This is a genomic window from Frankia sp. QA3, from assembly GCF_000262465.1.
Taxonomy (GTDB): Bacteria; Actinomycetota; Actinomycetes; order Frankiales; family Frankiaceae; genus Frankia.
Window position 1 is genome coordinate 24,830 of record NZ_CM001489.1, and the last position, 17,304, is coordinate 42,133.

Here is a 17,304-nt window from a genome sequence, read left to right on the forward strand (position 1 = left end):
CGGGGCTGGGCGGCAGAGGTCTCGGGAGGCTCGGCGGGCGTCGCCATGGACGCCGGTCGAGCCGGTAGCGCTCCGCCGCCGATCAGCGCCGTGCGCAGCTCCTCCGCGCTCGGGCGGGCCCCGGCATCCTTCGCCATCGCGACCTCGATCAGGCCGCGCAGCTCCCCGCTGACGCCGTCGAGCCGGGGCGGCTCGTTGATGATCCGATAGAGGATCGCCTCCGTCCGGCCGGTGCCGAACGGTGGCTGCCCGGTGGCGGCGAAGACCATGACCGCGCCCCAGGAGAAGATGTCGACCGCCGAGGTGATCGGTGCGTCGAGGATCTGCTCGGGCGACATGTACCCGGGCGTCCCGATGGCCTGGCGCACGTTCCGGCTGAGCTCGGTGTCGGCGTTGAACTCACGGGCCAGCCCGAAGTCGATCACCTTCGGGCCGACCGGGGACAGCAGCACGTTGCCGGGGGTGAGGTCCCGGTGCACGATTCCGGTGGCGTGGATGGCGCTCAGCGCGGTGGTGACGCTGACGGCGAGCTGTTCGAGGTCGGCGGGCCGCATCGGTCCCCGAACCGACACGTGCCGGGACAGCGTCGGACCCTCGACGAACTCGGTCACGAGATACGGCTGCGGGCCGTGCGGGTCGGCGTCGAGCACGGCCGCGGTGGTGAACCGGCGCACCCGGCGCGCGCTCTCGGCCTCCCGGGCGAACCGGGCGCGGAACTCCGGGCGCTGCGCGAGTTCCGGCCGGATCACCTTGATGGCCACCGCGCTGCCGTCGGGGGCCCGGCCGAGGAACACCGTGCCCATGCCACCCTGGCCGAGCCGGCCGATCACCTGGTAGGCGCCGAGGCGGCGCGGGTCCTCGTGCTGCAGCGGGCGCGCGGTGTTCCCGGACAACGGCGGTGGTGTCGTGCCCGTCACCGTGCCCCACTCCCGCGGCGCCGCCTCGGCCCCGCATGCCCCGCCCCGCAACCACGGCACGCCGGCACCGGCGTCCGTCTGACCACATCTTCATACCAGTTGGTGATGTAGAAGCGAGTTTCCGAATCGCACCAGGACTGGCACGTTCGCGACCGTACGCCGGCCTCCCGCGGGCTAGGCCGGTTTCACGGCGCGAACGCCGGCCGTCAGGTTCTGCACGATCACAATGTTGTCACGCACCGTCGCGTCGTCGCGGGCGATGTAGTGCGCCTGGGACGTGATCTCCTTCTGGTTCTCCAGGTAGTACCGCAGGAAGGCGGCCACCGCCGGCTTGCGCAGCGACGCCTTGTTCGCGTAGAGGTACAGCGGCTTGCACAGCGGCATGTACATGCCGGTGCCGGCGCTGAGCGCGTTCGGCTCGACGCAGCCGCGGCCGGAGTCGAGCTTGATGGCGCGCACGGCCCGGTTCGTCGTCAGGAAGTTCGAGTAGTCCATGAAGGCGATGGCGCCGCGGTCGCCGTCGACCCGGGCCGGGATCTCGTCGAGCTCCCGGGTCTCGTAGGCGCGGGTGTTCGTCGAGCTGCCGGTCATGCTGGCGAGGAACACCTTGGCGTGGACGGTCGACGCCGCGGGACCGATGGGCGACAGCGGCACGTTCGGGAAGCTCGGATCGACCTGGTTCCAGCTGGTCACCGCCGAGTCCCGCGCCCAGATGCGGCCGACCTGCGCCGTGGTCAGGCACTGCACCCAGGTGTTCTGCTTACTCACCACGATCGGCAGCAGGTGGTGGGCGATCTCGAAGCCGACGACCCGGTCCCCGCAGGTCCTGTCGGTCAGCACGTAGGAGGCGCCGACGATGTCCGCCTGCCCGGCGCAGACCTTCTGGAAGCCGTCGTCCGTGTCGGTGCTGCCGACGCGGACGGTGACGCCCTTCGCCGACTCGCGGAACAGGTTGTACGCCGTGCCGGTGATCGCGGCCACCTCGGCCGAGCCCGTCGTGATCACCGCGTTGGGGTCGGCGGCGCCGTCGCCCGTGCCCGCCCCGGCCGTGCCCGCCCCGGCCGTGCCCGCCCCGCCCGTGCCGCCGATGATCCCCGCCGCCCGCTCGGCCGCACGCATCGCGTCGGCGGGCAGCTGGGGGTGCTGGTCGACGGTCGAGCGGGGCAGCGCACCGGCGGTCACCGAGGTCACCTGGCCGCCGTCGTCGTCCCCGCCGGCCAGGACCAGGCCGAGGGTGACGCTGCCGGCGATGAACACGACCAGCGCCAGCACGCCCGCCGAGGCACGACGGCGCCTCGGCCGCCGCCCGGCGGCGACCAGCGGCGGCGTGCGCCGCCCGCGGACACCGGCGGGCCCTCGCCTGACGCCGCGGCCGCGATCCCGCCCGGACCGGCCGGGGCCGTCGCGGCGCCGGAGCCCGCCCAGGCGCCCTGCGCGGTCGGATCCCCCGCACCCGGATCGACCCCGGCGCTGGCCGTGGCACCCACCGCGGCGCTTGCGGCCACCGGGACGCGGGACGCGCCGTCGGCGCCCCGGGGGCCGGCCGGCACCGACGTCGACTCCGGTGGCGGGGTGTAACCGACGACCGGCGGCACGCTCGGCGGCGGGGTCGTCGCGAAGGCGGCCGGGCCGAGCAGCACCGTCTCCGAGCTCGCCGGCTCGGCCACGGCGTCGCGCGCGCCGAGCAGCGCCGCGCCGAGGGCGAACTCGCCGTCGTGGCGGATCTCCAGCCGGCCCACGTCCGGGAACTGCTCGGCGAGCAGCCGGCTGACCAGCCCGATCCGCGCACCCGGACCGTAGACCGCGAGCAGATCGAGCGCGCCGGTGTGGGTCGCCGCGGCGCGCACCGCCCGGGACAGCGCCCGGACCGAGTCGTCGAGCAACGGCCGGACGAGGGACTCGTAGTCGTCCCGGCTGACCTGGACCACGGTGGTCGTGTCGCCGGTGGGCACGGCGATGTCGGCGAACGTCTCCTCGGCCAGGACCTCCCGGGCCTCGGCGCAGGCCGCGCCGAGGCGGGCGCCGTCGGCCGAGGCCCGCGGGCCGCCGCGCAGGCCGCCGCCATCGCCCACCAGCCCGGCGACGTGGGCGTAGAGCAGGTCGTCGAGCATCGAGGTCGACACGTCGGCGAGCCCCACCGGGGAACCGACGGACACATAGCCGCCGGCCGTCGCGGTGAACACCGCCGCCTCGAACCAGTGCGAGCCGAGCTGGTAGGTCGCCGCGCCGCGCCCGTCGGCCACGGGAGTGGTCTGCGAGAACAGGGCGGCCATCGCCTCCGTGGAACTGCGGGCGACGACCGGCGCGACGGTCTCCAGCCGGGCGAGCGCGTCGGCGAGCCCCTCCTGTCGGCGCGCGGGCCAGGTCGCCGGACAGGCCACGACGACCAGCTCCGGCGGCTGACCGCGCTGGGCGGTGGCCGTGCGGATCACCGCGTCGAGGAAGCGGGCGAGCAGCGCCGAGGCGGTGTAGCCGATCCCGCCGACGAGGATCGGCGTCGAGTCGCCGAGCCAGTGCACGAAGCCGTCGGCGGTCCGGTCCGGCTGGCCGGCCCGCAGCCGGGCGGCCGAGCGCCCGATGCGCACCGCGCCGTCGGCGGCGAGATGGAGCACGGTCGGAATCTGCGGCTCGCCCTCGACGGCGATTGCGGACGGCCAGCCGTTCTCCGCGATGGCGGCCGTGGTGACGTCGACGCCGGGACTGATGCCGAGTTGGTAGCGCACACGTTCCCCCGAGGTGCCTGTTCCTGCTTACCCCGGCGCAATCCCCCGCCTGCGCCGAAGCGTGGCCTGATCATAACCGTCCACACCCGGCAGATCGCCGGTAGAAGGGGAATGATCGCTCTACGATACGAACGGATGCCGGGCCGCACCCGGCACCCTGACCCGGGAGGCCGCGTGCTCCGCCGTGCCGCGAAGTTCGAGGTGACGCTGAACCCGACCGCGCAGTCCCTGCTCGCCCCGATGTCCGCGGAGCCTCGCCAGTTCCTGCTGGACCGGGCCCTGGACGAGTTCGTCGCCGATCTCGGTGCGCTGGACGAGGCGGCCGCGGCCATGGTTCCGGGCGCCGCCCGTCCGCGGATCGACACCGCCATCGACGCGGCCCCGCCCACGGTGGTCGACGGCACCCTGCTCGTCTCCGGCCAGGAGGTGATGCAGACCTGGGAGGCGCCGCTGATGCGGGCGCTGGCGCAGGCGGTCACCGCGCCGGGAGGAACGGTGCTGGAGATCGGGTTCGGTCTCGGGCTGTCCGCCGGGTTCGTGCAGGAGGTCGGTCCCGCCCGCCACGTCATCGTGGAGGCGAACCCACAGACCGCTGCTGTCGCCGAGAGATGGGCCCGGGCCGACGGCCGGCGCGGCGTGGAGATCGTCACCGGGCGCTGGCAGGATGTGCTCCCCGGGCTCGGCCGGTTCGACGGTGTCCTGTTCGACACCTACCCCATGGACGAGACCGAGGTCGACGAGTACGTCATGCGTGACGCGACCTTCGCCGAGCACTTCTTCGCGCCGGCCGCGGCGGCCCTGACCGACGGCGGCGCGTTCACCTACTACTCGAACGAGATCGACTCGGTCTCCCGGCGACACCAGCGCGCGCTGCTGCGCCACTTCCGCACGTTCGGCGTCCAGATCGTCGACGGCCTGCGGCCACCCGAGGACTGCAGCTACTGGTGGGCCCCTTCGATGGCCGTCATCGTGGCCCGCGGCCCACGGCGGCCCTGACCCGCGGGCGGCCCGGCAGCTCCCATCAGGCGGGCTGGTGCTCGTGCCGGTGGCCGCCGCGGACCGCATCGTCGCGGATCTTGCCGACCAGTTCCTCGAGGATGTCCTCCAGCGCGACGAGACCCAACACCGCGCCCTGCGCGTCGGTGACCCGGGCGAGATGGGCGCCGGACTGCTGCATCGTCGCGAGCGCCGTGCGCAGGCTGTCGTCGGCGGCGACGTGCGCCAGCGGCCGGATCCACTTCGCCGCCACCGGGCTCGACCGTCGCTCCGGCCGGGTCTCCAGCACGTCCTTCAGATGCAGGTAGCCGATCATCTCCTCGCCGGCGTCGTGCACGGGGAAACGGGTGAACCCGGTGCGGGCGGCGAGCCGCTCGACCTCGCGAGGAGTGATCGTCGGCGGGACCGTGACCAGCCCGTCCGGAGCGAGCAGCACGGCGCGCGCGGTGCGCTCCTCGAACGACAGCGCCCCCGTCAGCAGCTCGTGCTCGTCGGCGGCGAGCAGGCCCTCCCGGTGCGACTCCTCGATGAGACCGGCCACCTCGTCGCGGGTGAACACGCTGGCCACCTCGTCCTTCGGCTCGACGCCGACGATCCGCAGCGACATGCCCGCCACCGCGTTGAGCAGTATGATCACCGGCTTGCCCAGCCGGACGACGCCGACCAGCAGCGGAGCCAGCAGCAGCACGGCCCGATCCGGCAGGGCGAGCGCGATGTTCTTGGGAACCATCTCCCCGACGACCACGTGCAGGAAGGTCACCAGGGCCAGCGCGATCGCGAAGGACAGCGGGTGCAGCAGCGCCGAGGGCAGCCCGGCAGCCTCGAAGGGGCCGTGCAGCAGGTCCGCGATCGCCGGCTCGCCGAGCGCACCCAGCCCGAGGGTGCAGACGGTGACGCCGAGCTGCGCGCCGGCGAGCATCAGCGAGACGTTCTCCATCGCGCCGAGAGTGATTCTCGCCAGCCGGGAACCCGCCTGCGCCATCGGCTCGATGCTCGTGCGCCGGGCGGAGATCAGCGCGAACTCGGCGCCGACGAACAGCGCGTTGAGTACCAGCAGCAGGATCGTCGCGGCGATCGCCAGCAGTCCGCTCATCGCTGCGCCGCCTGTCCGAACGTGTCGGGCTCCCGCGAACCCGCCGCCGGCTCCCGCGGCCCGCCGCCGCGCGCCCGGGAGCCGGATCCACCGCCACGCTCACGCGGACCGGTGGGCCGCTCCCGTTGCCCCGCGGACCGTTCGCGTTCCCGCGCCCCGGCGGGCCGTTGCACCGGGGCCGGGTCATCCTCCGTGGTGACCCCCCTCGGGGCCGCCGGCTCCAGCCGGATCCGGTCCACCCGTCGGCCGTCCATCCGCTCGACGGTGTAGCGCACCCCCTCGACGGCCGCCGCGTCCCCCGCCCGGGGGATGCGGCCCAGCGCGCGGGCTACCAGACCGCCCAGCGTCTGGTAGGTGTCGTCGGTCGGGATCGCGATCCCGGTGACGTTGCTCGCCTCCTCCGGGCGCAGCAGCCCGGACAGCAGCCAGCTGCCGTCGTGGCGGCGCAGGGCCCGGGGGGAGACCCGGTCGTGCTCGTCGACGACGTCGCCGACGATCTCCTCGATCAGGTCCTCGGCGGTGACCAGGCCATCCGTGCCGCCGAACTCGTCGACGACGATGGCCATCTGCAGCCCGCCGGCCCGCAGCGTCTCCAGCAGCGGCTCCAGCAGGAGCGTGGAGGGGACCGTCACCGGCGCGACCATGACGTCGCGCACCGGCGTGCGTTCCCGGTCGTCCTCGGGGACGCCGACCGCGTTCTTGATGTGGATCACTCCCACGACGTCGTCGCTGTCCGCGCCGAGCACCGGGAACCGGGAGTGGCCGGTCCGCCGGGTGAGGGTGATGACCTCGCTGATCGGCTCATCGGCGTGCACCGTGCGCATCCGCATCCGCGGGGTCATCACGTCCTCGGCGGTCCGGTCGCCGAACAGCAACGAGCGCTGCACGAGCGTCGCCGTCTCCTGCGACAGGGTGCCGTGCTCGGCGGACCGTCCCACGAGGGAGAACAGTTCCTGGGCGGAGCGGGCCGAGGCCAGCTCCTCCTGCGGTTCGATGCCAAGCCGGCGCAGCACGGCGTTCGCGGTCGCGTTCAGGAAGCGGATCAGCAGCCCCGTGGCCCGGGTGAACATCCGCTGCGGCCCCTGCACCGCCTTGGCCGTACTGAGCGGATGAGCCAGCGCGAGGTTCTTCGGCACGAGCTCGCCGAAGACCATCGTCACCGCGGTGGCGAGCACCATCGCGACCACCACGGACAACGCGTCGGCCAGCCCGTCGGAGGCGCCGAGCGAGGTCAGCGGCCCGCGCAGCAGCTCGGCGATGGCGGGCTCGGTCAGGAAACCGATCGCCAGGTTCGTGACCGTGATCCCAAGCTGGGCCCCGGACAGCTGGGTGGACAGGCTGCGCAACGCGGCGAGCACACCCCGGGCGCCTCGCTCGCCCCGGTCGGCGGCTCGCTCCACCGACGGCCGGTCGGCGGTGACGAGTGCGAACTCCGCGGCCACGAAGACCCCGCAGGCGGCGACGAGCGCCAGGCCGAGCATCAGTAGAAGCGCCTCGATCATCGGTCGACCCCCGCGGGCGCTTCTCCACGCGTGGGCCGGCCGGAACTACATCCGGCGTCGTCGGAGTCCTTCATGATCCCTTCCGGTCGGTCCGGGTCGGCCCGGTGCGCTGGCCTTACCCGCATCACGCGGGTTCAACGCGCCGGGCTTCCCGTCCGTTTCACGATGACCCGTGGTCGCCGGACGGTCCAGACCTCGGGGGGCGTTCGGTAGTAGATCACTGCGTGGTCCTGGGAGCCGGGCGCCGACCGAGGGTGTACCGCCCGGCCACGCGCCGCCACGAACAGGCATCGGCTCCGCGGGACGCCGGCCGTCGTGGGGACCGGGGATGGCCCCGGGATGGCTGGTCGCGGGCCCGGATGGTTCTCAGGATGGGAGAAAGCCGCCTGGGTCCGACACGCCGGAATTCCCCGTGTGTCACTTAGGGTGACAGTGGGAAGAGGATGGGTGACATCGCCGGGTGCTGCCACCCAGCCGCCGGACGAGGAGGTTGCCATGCATCGGCTCCAGACACGGTCAGCGCCGATCCCCGCCCGGCCCGATCGGGCGCCCGCTCTCTCGCCCGCTCGCATGGTCACGCGGTTTCACCGCACGGTGACACCGGGATCGCCGTCGGCGTCGAGGCCGGCGTCGAGGCCGGCGTCGAGGCCGGCGTCGAGAGCGGCGCTTCTCCTTGCGATGCTGCCCCTGATGCTGGCCGCCGGTTGCGCTGGGAGCTCCGATGGCGGTAAGGCCCCCGCCACGGTGACCGCGCCCCTCGGTGGCCCGCCCGCCGCATGGCCGACCGGCCCGACCACGCCGACCACGGCTGACGCGGGCGGCGCGCGGGCCGCTGGTGCGGGCACGGCGACGGGAGCGTCGGGGGCGGGGGCGCCGGCCGGGGGTGTCACCGCGCCGGCCGGCGGGCTGTGCCCCACCGCCCGGCTGGCGCTGCGCTCCACCGACGCTCAGGGCACGGCCGGCAGCACCTACGAGAACCTGGTGCTGACCAACACCGGCACCAAGCCCTGCGTGGTGCGCGGCTTCCCCGGCGTCTCCTACCTCGACGCCGCGGGCCGTCAGGTCGGCGTGGCCGCGGCCCGGTCGGGTCCGGCGGGCTCGGCGGTCCGGCTGGCCCCCGGCGCCTCGGCCAAGGCGACCCTGCGCACCGTGCACCCCGGCATCCAGAAGGGCTGCGACGAGCCGGAGCAGAGCACGCCCGTCGCGGCGTTGCGGGTGTTCCCCCCGGCGAACACGACGGCCCTGCGGCTGGCGCTGTCCGATGTCTCGGCGTGCAGCAGTCCGACCGTGCAGCAGTTGTCCGTGACCACCTTCACCCGCTGACCGCCTTTCACCCGCTGACGGCCCTGACCCCGCTGGCAGCGGTCACCCGCCGGCCGGGTCGGCGGCTCCCACGGTGCTCAGGGCGATGTCGACGTAACGACTGCTGATCTCCGCCGGGGTGAGTGGCCCGTCCGGGTGGTACCAGCCGGTGATCGAGCGAAGCATGCCGAGCAGCGCCCGGGAGGTGTCCGCGGGGCTGGTCATCCGGAACACGCCGCTGCTGTTGCCGTCGATGAGGATGTCGAGCAGCAGGGTCTCGAGCTCCTTGCGCTTCGCGGCGTAACCGCGGCGGTTGGCCGGCTCCAGGTAACGCAGCTCCGAGTCGAGCACGGCCATCCGCACCCGGTGCGCCATGAACAGCGTCATCGACTCGATGAACGCGACGAAGCGGGTGCGGGCGGGCGCGTCCTCGCCCACCTCGGCGAGCGCGGCCCGGGCCCGGCCGAGCGCATCCTCGATGCCCAGGTCCAGCAGCGCCACGAGGATGCCCTGCTTGTTGGCGTAGTGGTAATAGAGCGCGGGTACGGTGACGCCGGCGCGGCGGGCGATGTCCCGCACCGTCGTGCCGTGGTACCCGTGCTCGTAGAGGGCCTCCATCGCGCCCTGCAGGATCGGGGTGAGCTGGGGCGGGGCGAACTCGCGCCAGTTCGCCGCCACCAGCACGGGTCCTGCCTTCACGATGGGCCTCCCGGGTGTGGCTGGTCCTGCCCAGTGTGGACCGGCCGTGCCGCGGGTGGACCCGGACCACGCGCCGGGGTGACCGGTTCGCCGCGATCCGGCCGTCGGCGGCTGGTGCCGCCGACGGCGCTCGGGTGATCGATCGGGAGCCGGTGCCGTCAACGGGCCAGGCCGCCGACGGCACCGTGTCACCAGGTCGGTCAGAGCCGTTCGAGGGTCAGAGCCGTTCGAAGGTCAGAGCCGCTCGATGATGGTGGCGTTGGCCATGCCGCCACCCTCGCACATCGTCTGCAGGCCGTAACGGCCGCCGGTGGCCTCCAGGTAGTTGAGCAGGGTGGTCAGCAGGCGGGTGCCCGAGCCGCCCAGGGCGTGGCCGAGCGCGATCGCCCCGCCGCGCGGGTTGAGCTTGGCCGGGTCGGCCCCGGTGTCGTGGGCCCAGGCCAGGGGCACCGGCGCGAACGCCTCGTTGACCTCGAAGGCGTCGATGTCGTCGATGGACAGCCCGGAGCGCTGGAGGGCCTTGCGGGTCGCCGGGATCGGGGCGGTCAGCATGAGCAGCGGGTCGTCGCCGGCCAGGGCGAAGGTGTGGAAGCGGGCCCGAGGCTGCAGGCCGAGCTCGTTGGCCTTCGTCTCACTCATGATCAGCACGGCGGAGGCGCCGTCGGTCAGCGGCGAGGAGTTGCCCGGCGTGATGTTCCAGGTGATCTCCGGGAAGCGGGCCGCCCACTGCTCGCTGTAGAAGGACGGCTTGAGCTGCTGCAGGCCCTCGAACGTGGTCGTGGGCCGGACGGTCTGGTCCACGAGGTGCTGGGTCTTCGTGCCGTCCGGCAGGGTGATGTCCACCGGGACGATCTCGTTCGCGAACTCGCCTGCCGCCGCCGAGGCCGCGGCGAGCTGGTGCGAACGGGCGGAGAAGGCGTCCAGGTCCTCGCGGTTGAGCTTCCAGCGCGCGGCGATCAGCTCGGCGCCGATGCCCTGGTTGGCCAGGCCCTCCGGGTAACGGGCGCGGAACCCCGGGCCGTTGGGGTCCTTGCCGATGACCGCGGAGCCCATCGGCACCCGGCTCATCGACTCCACCCCACCGGCGATGACGACGTCGTACGCCCCCGCGATGACGCCCTGCGCGGCGAAGTGGGCGGCCTGCTGGCTCGACCCGCACTGGCGGTCGATGGTCGTGGCGGGCACCGACTCGGGGAAGCCCGCCGACAGCAGGGCGGTGCGACCGATGTTCAGCGACTGCTCGCCGACCTGGCCGACACAACCCGCGATCACGTCGTCGACCAGCGCCGGGTCGAGGTCGTTGCGCGTGACCAAGGCCTTGAGCACTGTGGCCAGCAGCTCCACCGGGTGGGTCTCGGACAGCGCCCCACCGGGCTTGCCGCGACCCGACGCCGTCCGGACCGCATCGACGATGACTGCGTTTTCCATGGGATCTCCCTCGTCACCAGCGTGGCGGACCGACCCGTCACGCTGCCCGTGTCGCCCACCCGATGTCCAGCGCTCGCTCGGTTGTCTAGCGCTCGCTAAGTAGACCCTGCCATGGTCCGCCCTGACATGCGCGGTCCTGCCACGGTTGGCCAGGATCGCGCTGGGCGGGTCATGCCGTGTCTGCTTCGCGATCGTTCGAGTTGACGCTACGAGCCTGCTCTTGATGGGTCAACAAGCAGATTGGAGTGACAATTCCATATTTGGCGGCGCGGTGCGACCGACCGACCGACCGGTCCGGGGCCCGGGGCGGAGAGCGGGGCGGAGAGCGGGGAAGACGGCTCGCCCGCCGGCCCGGGGCCGCCGGCTGCGACCACGGTTGCCGATGTCATCGGACCAGCCGCGGTGGACGGTCACCGGCGGCGGTGCCGGGGGGTTCGTCCCCGCCGGCCGGGAGGTCGGCCGAGGCGACCGGCCCGGCCGTGACGCAGGGCGGCCGCGGATGCGCGCGCTCGACCGCGGCGACGCGGTCGGCGATCCACCCGCGCAGGCCGGCGACGTCCACGTCGTGGGGCGGGTGCTCGGCGTAGGGCGCCAGGTTGTCCGACGCGCGGCCCAGCACGGCGACGCCGCCTCTGACGTTGCCGCGGGCCAGATGGGTGATGCCCACGGCCAGCTGGGTCAGTCCGCGCCACAGGCCGCGTTCGTCGTCGCCGGCAGCCTTCCATGCGGTCTCGAGCGCCTCGTGCGCCTGGAAGGGATGGCCGGTGTCCAGCAGATGTTGGGCGGCGGCGAGCGCGGCGCCCGGGGGCAGCGGGTTCGGCAGGCTCAGGGGTGCCACGCCGGCCGCTCCGTGCGCCAGGGGCCGGCCGAGAGCGTCGCGGGGCCGCTCGGCGGGTCGGGTCGACGGCGGTTGCGGCCCGGTGCCGCGAGGTTCGCTTGCGGACACGTCTGGTCCGCCCGGGCGAGGCCCGTGTTGCGCGGGCCCGTCGGGCTCTGCTCCGGCGGGCGCCCGCCCGGGCTGTCGTGGTCTGGTCATCCCCGTCAGTGTGACCAGCCGGAGGGGGTCCTGTCGCCCGCGGTGGTCCGGCTGGTGCGGGCATGGCCGCGGCCGTCCCGGCGGGGGCCGGGACGGCCGCGGGAGGGGCCGGGCTGGGTGAGGCGGGGGATGGAGCGCGGGGCCCCGAGCGGAATCCTGCGGCTCAGCGGCCGGCGGCGGCGCGCAGCGCGTCGGCGCGGTCGGTGCGCTCCCAGGTGAAGTCGGGCAGCGGCCGGCCGAAGTGACCATACGCAGCGGTCTGGCGGTAGATCGGCCGCAGCAGGTCGAGGTCGCGGATGATCGCGGCGGGCCGCAGGTCGAAGACCTCGGTGACGGCCCGGGTGATCTCGGCCACCGGCACCGTCTCGGTGCCGAAGGTCTCCACGAACAGGCCGACCGGCTCGGCCTTGCCGATCGCGTAGGCGACCTGCAGCTCCGCCCGGCGGGCCAGCCCCGCCGCGACGACGTTCTTGGCGACCCAGCGCAGCGCGTAGGCGGCCGACCGGTCGACCTTGGACGGGTCCTTGCCGGAGAAGGCGCCGCCGCCGTGGCGGGCGTACCCACCGTACGTGTCGATGATGATCTTGCGGCCGGTCAGGCCGGCGTCGCCGATCGGCCCGCCGATCTCGAACCGGCCGGTCGGGTTGACCAGCAGCCGGTAGCCGTCCACCTCCAGGCCGAGGTTCTCCTCGGCCAGCCGCTTGAGCTCCGGCGCGATGACCTGGTCGCGGATGTCGGGGATGAGGCGGGTCGCGAGGTCGACGTCCGCGGCGTGGTGCGCCGAGACCACCACGGTGTCCAGCCGCACCGGCCGGTCGTCGTCGTTGTACTCGATCGTCACCTGGGTCTTGCCGTCCGGGCGCAGGTAGGGCAGCAGGCCCTCGTGGCGAACCTGGGACAGCCGCTGGGCGAGCCGGTGCGCCAGGGTGATCGGCAGCGGGAGCAGGTCGGGCGTCTCGTCGCTGGCGTAGCCGAACATGATTCCCTGGTCGCCGGCGCCCTGCTGGGCGAGCGCGTCCTCGCCGCCCTCGACCCGGGCCTCGTAGGCCTTGTCGACGCCCTGGGCGATGTCGGGGGACTGCGCGCCGATCGAGACCAGCACGCCGACGGTGGCCCCGTCGAAGCCGGTGGCGGCGTCGTAGCCGATCTCGGTGAGCGTGCGCCGCACCACCGAGGTCACGTCCACGTGGGCGGAGCTGGTGACCTCGCCGGCCACGTGGACGTGCCCCGTGGTCAGCAGGGTCTCGACCGCGACCCGGGAGCTCGGGTCGGCGGCCAGGTAGGCGTCGAGCAGGGCGTCGCTGATCTGATCGGCCAGCTTGTCGGGATGACCCTCGGTGACGGACTCCGACGTGAACAGGCGGCGGGACATGCGGGACCTCGTTTCGGTGGCGGAGGAAGAGAGCGGTGCCGCCCGAAGGCTGGGCGGCTACGGCATCCGGGGGGCCTGGCGGTAGCTGGGACCGCCTGGCGGTGCGGGGTATGGCTGGGACTGGGCCCGGTGGACTGTGACGTCTCGCCACGCAGGAATCGCCGAAGCGTGGCCCGGCCGCGCCGGGTGGATCGGCGGCCGGCCCGACCGCGTGGGTGGACCGATCAGGCGCCGGGGGATCCGGCGCGCTCCTCGTGGGCGCCGCATCCGGCTTGCCCTCGGATGGTGGGCCGCGGGGGCCGGGCGCACCTGGCCCGCGAGGAGGCCTCTACGGAGAGCTGGGATGGCTGCGGGAGTTGTCTGGCGACGGTGACCGGCTGCGGCGGAATCGGCGGGGCATCCGGGCGCCGACGGACCTCAGGAACGCGCTGAGTGCACCGCCCGGGGCGAGGACGCCCCCGCGCGGCTCAGCGCGCGGTACAGATGGCGGAGCTCACGAGGCCAAAGTCAACGTGACCACGCGTGACGAGGACGGCCGAGCACTGCACGCAATGATCTCATCACGGGCGCCGAGTCGGCGTCAACTGTGCCTGGCCATGGGCGCGTCTTGTCTCGCCGAGGCCGCCATGCCAGAGTGGGATCATGCCGACCCCGGACGACCTGGTGTCCAGGGATGTCCGCCGTGGTGCGGGCCAGGATGCGGCTGGTCGGCGGTGACGATGCGCCGCCGGATCCCGCTCGTGCGTCGGCGGGCGGTCGACCTCATGCTGATCGCCAGCCGCCTCTGTTGCTGACCTGTCGCTGGCCGTGGCCCCGCGCCGCCATCCAGCCGCGATCGGGCGCCCGGGTCTGAGCCGGCTGGCGTCCATCGCCCCCCTACTCACTGTCATGTGGCGCCCCGCCTCGTGGGTCGGTCGTCCCCGTCGGGACCGGGTCGTCGCGCGGAGGTGGCGTGCTCATGTCCCAGGCCGATCGCGTACCCCAGGCCGATCGCGTACCCCAGGCCGATCGCGTGCCGTTGTCCGTACTCGATCTGTCGCCCCGGTCGGAGGGCGCGTCGGCGGCTGACGCGTTGCGCAACACCCTCGACCTCGCCCGGCGCACCGAGGAACTCGGCTACCACCGGTACTGGCTCGCCGAGCATCATCTGGTGCCCGGCGTCGTCTCCTCGGCGCCGGCGGTCGTCATCGCGCTCGTGGCCGACTCCACGACCCGAATCCGGGTCGGATCGGGAGCGGTCCAGATGGGCCATCACACCGCGGTGACCGTCGCCGAGGAGTTCGGCACCCTTGCCCAGGTCCATCCGGACCGGATCGATCTCGGGCTGGGACGTCCCGCCGTCGACCGGCTGTTCGCCACCGCGAACGGTGGTGGCCAGCCGCCCGGGTCCGACCAGCCGGCCCCCGCCTCCGGTGGCCCCGCCTCCGGTGGCGCGGCGTCCGGTGGCGCGGCGTCCGGTGGCGCGGCGTCCGGTGGGGCCGCGCCTGGCCGCGCGGCGACCGTCGTCGACGGGCTGCTGCTGCCGGCGCCGCCCCGGATGCGGGTGAACGCCGAACGGTTGCGCCGCCAGTTCGCGCTCGTCGGCTACCGGCCGGGCGCCGGGGACGAGTACGGCCAGCAGGTCCGCGACATCCAGGCGTTCCTGCGGGGCGACTACCGGACCGCCGAGGGCGAGCACCTGACGGTGCCGGCCGCGGAGGGGGCCGACCTGCAGATCTGGGTGCTCGGCTCCAGCGCGGGCGCGAGCGCCCGGACGGCCGGCGAGCTGGGACTGCCGTTCGTCGCGAACTACCACGTCTCGCCGACCTCGGTGCTGGAGGCGGTGCAGGCCTACCGGGACGCCTTCATCCCGTCGGAGGCCTTCGCCCGGCCCTACGTCATGGTCTCGGCGGACGTGGTCGTCGGCCCGGACGACGACACGGCCGCCGAGCTCGCCTCGCCCTACGGGCTGTGGGTGCTCAGCATCCGGTCCGGGCAGGGGGCCCGCCCCTTCCCGAGCCCGGCGCAGGCGGCGGCGTACCGCTGGACCGCGGAGGAACGCGCCCTCGTCGCCGACCGGGTCGAGACCCAGTTCGTCGGCGGTCCCGCCACCGTCGCACGCAAGCTGGAGACGTTGCGGAACGTGACCGGGGCGAACGAGCTGATCATCACGACGATCGCGTACGACCACGCGGACCGGGTGCGCTCGTACGAGCTGCTGGCCCAGGAATGGCACTGATCGTCTGGGAACGGCGAGGCCCCGGGCCCAGGCCGGCGATCCCTTTGCGTCGTTCCTGACCGCTGGTTACCGTGGACCTCGGTGAGTGATGCCGGAAGCGGCGACAGCCGCGGGCGGATGTCCAACCCGCGCGGGTGACGGTGAGGAGACCTCGTGTCCGACGACTGGTCCAGGAGTGCGGCGGCGCCGCGTCCCCGGTCCGGCGGCGGGATGCACGAGCTCACGCAGCGTAGGCATATCGACACCTGTCGGGTCAGCGCGGCTGCCTGTCCCCGCTGACGTCCGCAGCTTCCCTGACCTCCCCGCGCCTCGGGCCTCGGGACGCCGCCCGCCCCTCGGGCCCGCGCCGTCGCCGAACCACGGCTCGGACCCGATCCATGAACCGGTGGCGGGAGGTCGTCGACACCGGCAGGAACGGCGTTGGTCATGACCGATCCCCTTGCATCATCCGAACAGCCGGAACCGCCCGGCCGTCCCGGGCCCGCGGGCCGGCAGGCGGCCGCCGAATCCATGCGGCTCACCCCGCTGCGGGGGCCCGCGGCGACCAGCTTCACGCTGCGCGCGGCGCACGTCCTCGACGCGACCGGCCGTTTTGGCGGGCCGCTCGATGTCGCGGTGCGCGATGGCGTCGTGCGGGCCCTCGGGCCGCGTCTCGGCCTCGACCCGGACGCCATCGACGTCGACGTCCGCGGCCTGTGGCTGATGCCGGGGGTCGTCGACTGCCACGCGCACGTGACCCAGGCGACCTACGACCAGTTCGAGCTGGTGACGACCCCACTGTCCGCACGCTACCTGCAGACCGCAGACGCGTTGCGGGCGTCCCTGCTGGGCGGCGTCACCTATCTGCGGGACGCCGGCGGCGCCGACGCGGGTATCCGCGACGCGCTCGCGGCGGGCAGTGTGCCGGGCCCGCGGCTCGCGGTCAGCGTCGTCGCGCTGAGCCGTTCCGGGCGCCACGGCGACGGCGGGATCCTCGGTCCCGGGCTGGAGTCCGCCGACGACATCCTCGGGCCCGACTATCCCGGCCGGCCGCCGCATTCGGTCGCCGAGGCCGGCGGCCTGCCGGCCGCGGTGCGCGGCGTGCTGCGGGCCGGCGCCGACTGGGTGATGATCTACGCCAACGGCGGGGTGATGTCCGCCCGCCCCGGCAGTCCCAACTTCCAGTTCGGCCAGTCGGAACTGACCGCCGCGGTCGCCGAGGCGGCCCGCTACGGCCGTCCGGTGATGATGCACGCCCTGGGCGAGCGGGCGGTCGAGGCGGCGGTCGCCGCCGGCGCACGTTCCGTCGAGCACGGCCTCGGGCTGAGCGAACGTGCGGCCGCGGCGATGGCCGCCCGGGGCGTGACGCTGGTGCCGACCCTGACGCCCTACCGTGACCTGGCGGCGCTGGCCACCACCGGCGTGCTGCCGGGCTGGGCGGTGGAGCGCGCCGAGGCGACCGCGGCCTCGCTCGCCGAGACGATCGCCGTGGCCCGCACGGCCGGGGTGCCCGTCGCGCTGGGCAGCGACGCCCGCCACCGCACCCGCCACGGCGCCAACCTTGCCGAGATCAGCCAGCTGCGACGGGCGGGGCTCACCTCGCCGGAGGCGTTGCTCGCGGCGACTGCCAACGGGGCAAGGCTGTGCGGGGTGGGGGACCGGTTGGGACGGATCGCCGTCGGCTACACGTTCGACGCGATCCTGCTCGACGAGGACCCGGCGGACCTGACGATCTTCGAGCGGCCGGACGCGGTCAGCGGCGTCTTCCTCGGCGGCCGGGCGGTGCTGGCGCATCCCCGGCTGCCCGCCTCGATGGCGGGCTCGCCGCCGCCGCCCGCGCGCCCGGTGCCGGATGGCGCGGGCCGGGCGGCCGTCGGCCAGCAGGTGCTCCCGTCGGGGCCCGGCACCGGCTGACCGGGGTGGGCCGTGTGCCGAGATCGGTCTGCATCATCTATCCGTACGTAGCCCTCCGGCCTCTTTCCCGGAGCATTCTCCTTCCTTCTTTTCCGACTATTTCCGAAGTATGCGGCGGCGGTTGC

Annotated in this window: 13 protein-coding genes; 4 read left to right on the forward strand and 9 right to left on the reverse strand. The window is 73.9% G+C overall.

Annotated elements, in window-relative coordinates:
- The 3 genes from FRAQA3DRAFT_RS34360 to FRAQA3DRAFT_RS36450 all read right to left on the reverse strand — a co-directional run.
- Positions 1-917 (reverse strand): serine/threonine-protein kinase (locus FRAQA3DRAFT_RS34360; RefSeq protein ID WP_009399058.1); only part of this gene is annotated, 917 nt, incomplete at its 3' end.
- 174 nt (positions 918-1,091) lie between these two features.
- The gene (locus FRAQA3DRAFT_RS36445; protein WP_051054070.1) at positions 1,092-2,189 is read right to left on the reverse strand and encodes a substrate-binding domain-containing protein; all 1,098 of its coding nucleotides are present in this window, start codon (positions 2,187-2,189) and stop codon (positions 1,092-1,094) included.
- Positions 2,105-3,640, reverse strand: coding sequence for an Hsp70 family protein (locus FRAQA3DRAFT_RS36450; protein ID WP_009399061.1), 1,536 nt, complete (start codon positions 3,638-3,640; stop codon positions 2,105-2,107). The genes FRAQA3DRAFT_RS36445 and FRAQA3DRAFT_RS36450 overlap by 85 nt, the downstream gene beginning before the upstream one ends.
- A gap of 174 nt (positions 3,641-3,814) precedes the next feature.
- On the opposite strand from FRAQA3DRAFT_RS36450, the gene FRAQA3DRAFT_RS00115 reads away from it, so the two are divergent.
- Positions 3,815-4,636, forward strand: coding sequence for a guanidinoacetate N-methyltransferase (locus FRAQA3DRAFT_RS00115; protein ID WP_009399062.1), 822 nt, complete (start codon positions 3,815-3,817; stop codon positions 4,634-4,636).
- A 25-nt stretch (positions 4,637-4,661) separates the two neighbouring features.
- Here FRAQA3DRAFT_RS00115 and FRAQA3DRAFT_RS00120 read toward each other — a convergent pair whose 3' ends face one another.
- Positions 4,662-5,729 (reverse strand): hemolysin family protein, encoded by a 1,068-nt coding sequence (locus tag FRAQA3DRAFT_RS00120; protein ID WP_009399063.1) that lies wholly within the window; start codon positions 5,727-5,729, stop codon positions 4,662-4,664.
- Positions 5,726-7,231 carry a hemolysin family protein gene (locus FRAQA3DRAFT_RS00125; RefSeq protein ID WP_009399064.1) on the reverse strand — a complete coding sequence of 502 codons (1,506 nt, stop codon included), beginning with the start codon at positions 7,229-7,231 and terminating at the stop codon, positions 5,726-5,728. The genes FRAQA3DRAFT_RS00120 and FRAQA3DRAFT_RS00125 overlap by 4 nt, the downstream gene beginning before the upstream one ends.
- A 744-nt stretch (positions 7,232-7,975) precedes the next feature.
- On the opposite strand from FRAQA3DRAFT_RS00125, the gene FRAQA3DRAFT_RS00130 reads away from it, so the two are divergent.
- Positions 7,976-8,554, forward strand: a complete 579-nt coding sequence (locus FRAQA3DRAFT_RS00130) for a DUF4232 domain-containing protein (protein WP_232291836.1) — start codon at positions 7,976-7,978, stop codon at positions 8,552-8,554.
- Positions 8,555-8,596: 42 nt separating this feature from the next.
- Here FRAQA3DRAFT_RS00130 and FRAQA3DRAFT_RS00135 read toward each other — a convergent pair whose 3' ends face one another.
- The 4 genes from FRAQA3DRAFT_RS00135 to metK all read right to left on the reverse strand — a co-directional run bounded on the left by FRAQA3DRAFT_RS00135 (position 8,597) and on the right by metK (position 13,068).
- Positions 8,597-9,232 (reverse strand): TetR/AcrR family transcriptional regulator, encoded by a 636-nt coding sequence (locus tag FRAQA3DRAFT_RS00135; RefSeq protein WP_009399066.1) that lies wholly within the window; start codon positions 9,230-9,232, stop codon positions 8,597-8,599.
- Positions 9,233-9,466: 234 nt separating this feature from the next.
- A complete protein-coding gene (locus tag FRAQA3DRAFT_RS00145) occupies positions 9,467-10,660 on the reverse strand; it encodes an acetyl-CoA C-acyltransferase (RefSeq protein ID WP_009399067.1) in 1,194 nt (397 codons plus the stop codon).
- A 385-nt stretch (positions 10,661-11,045) separates the two neighbouring features.
- Positions 11,046-11,498 (reverse strand): DUF309 domain-containing protein, encoded by a 453-nt coding sequence (locus FRAQA3DRAFT_RS00150; protein WP_009399068.1) that lies wholly within the window; start codon positions 11,496-11,498, stop codon positions 11,046-11,048.
- Positions 11,499-11,859: 361 nt separating this feature from the next.
- On the reverse strand, positions 11,860-13,068 hold the full coding sequence (gene metK / locus FRAQA3DRAFT_RS00155; RefSeq protein ID WP_009399069.1) for a methionine adenosyltransferase: 1,209 nt from the start codon (positions 13,066-13,068) through the stop codon (positions 11,860-11,862).
- A 958-nt stretch (positions 13,069-14,026) separates the two neighbouring features.
- Between metK and FRAQA3DRAFT_RS00160 the strand changes: the two genes are divergently transcribed.
- Together FRAQA3DRAFT_RS00160 and FRAQA3DRAFT_RS00165 are read left to right on the forward strand one after the other, a co-directional pair.
- Entirely contained in the window at positions 14,027-15,286 is a 1,260-nt protein-coding gene (locus FRAQA3DRAFT_RS00160) for an LLM class flavin-dependent oxidoreductase (RefSeq protein ID WP_009399071.1), read from the forward strand.
- Between the two features lie 426 nt (positions 15,287-15,712).
- Entirely contained in the window at positions 15,713-17,179 is a 1,467-nt protein-coding gene (locus FRAQA3DRAFT_RS00165) for an amidohydrolase family protein (RefSeq protein WP_232291837.1), read from the forward strand.
- Positions 17,180-17,304: the final 125 nt, after the last annotated feature.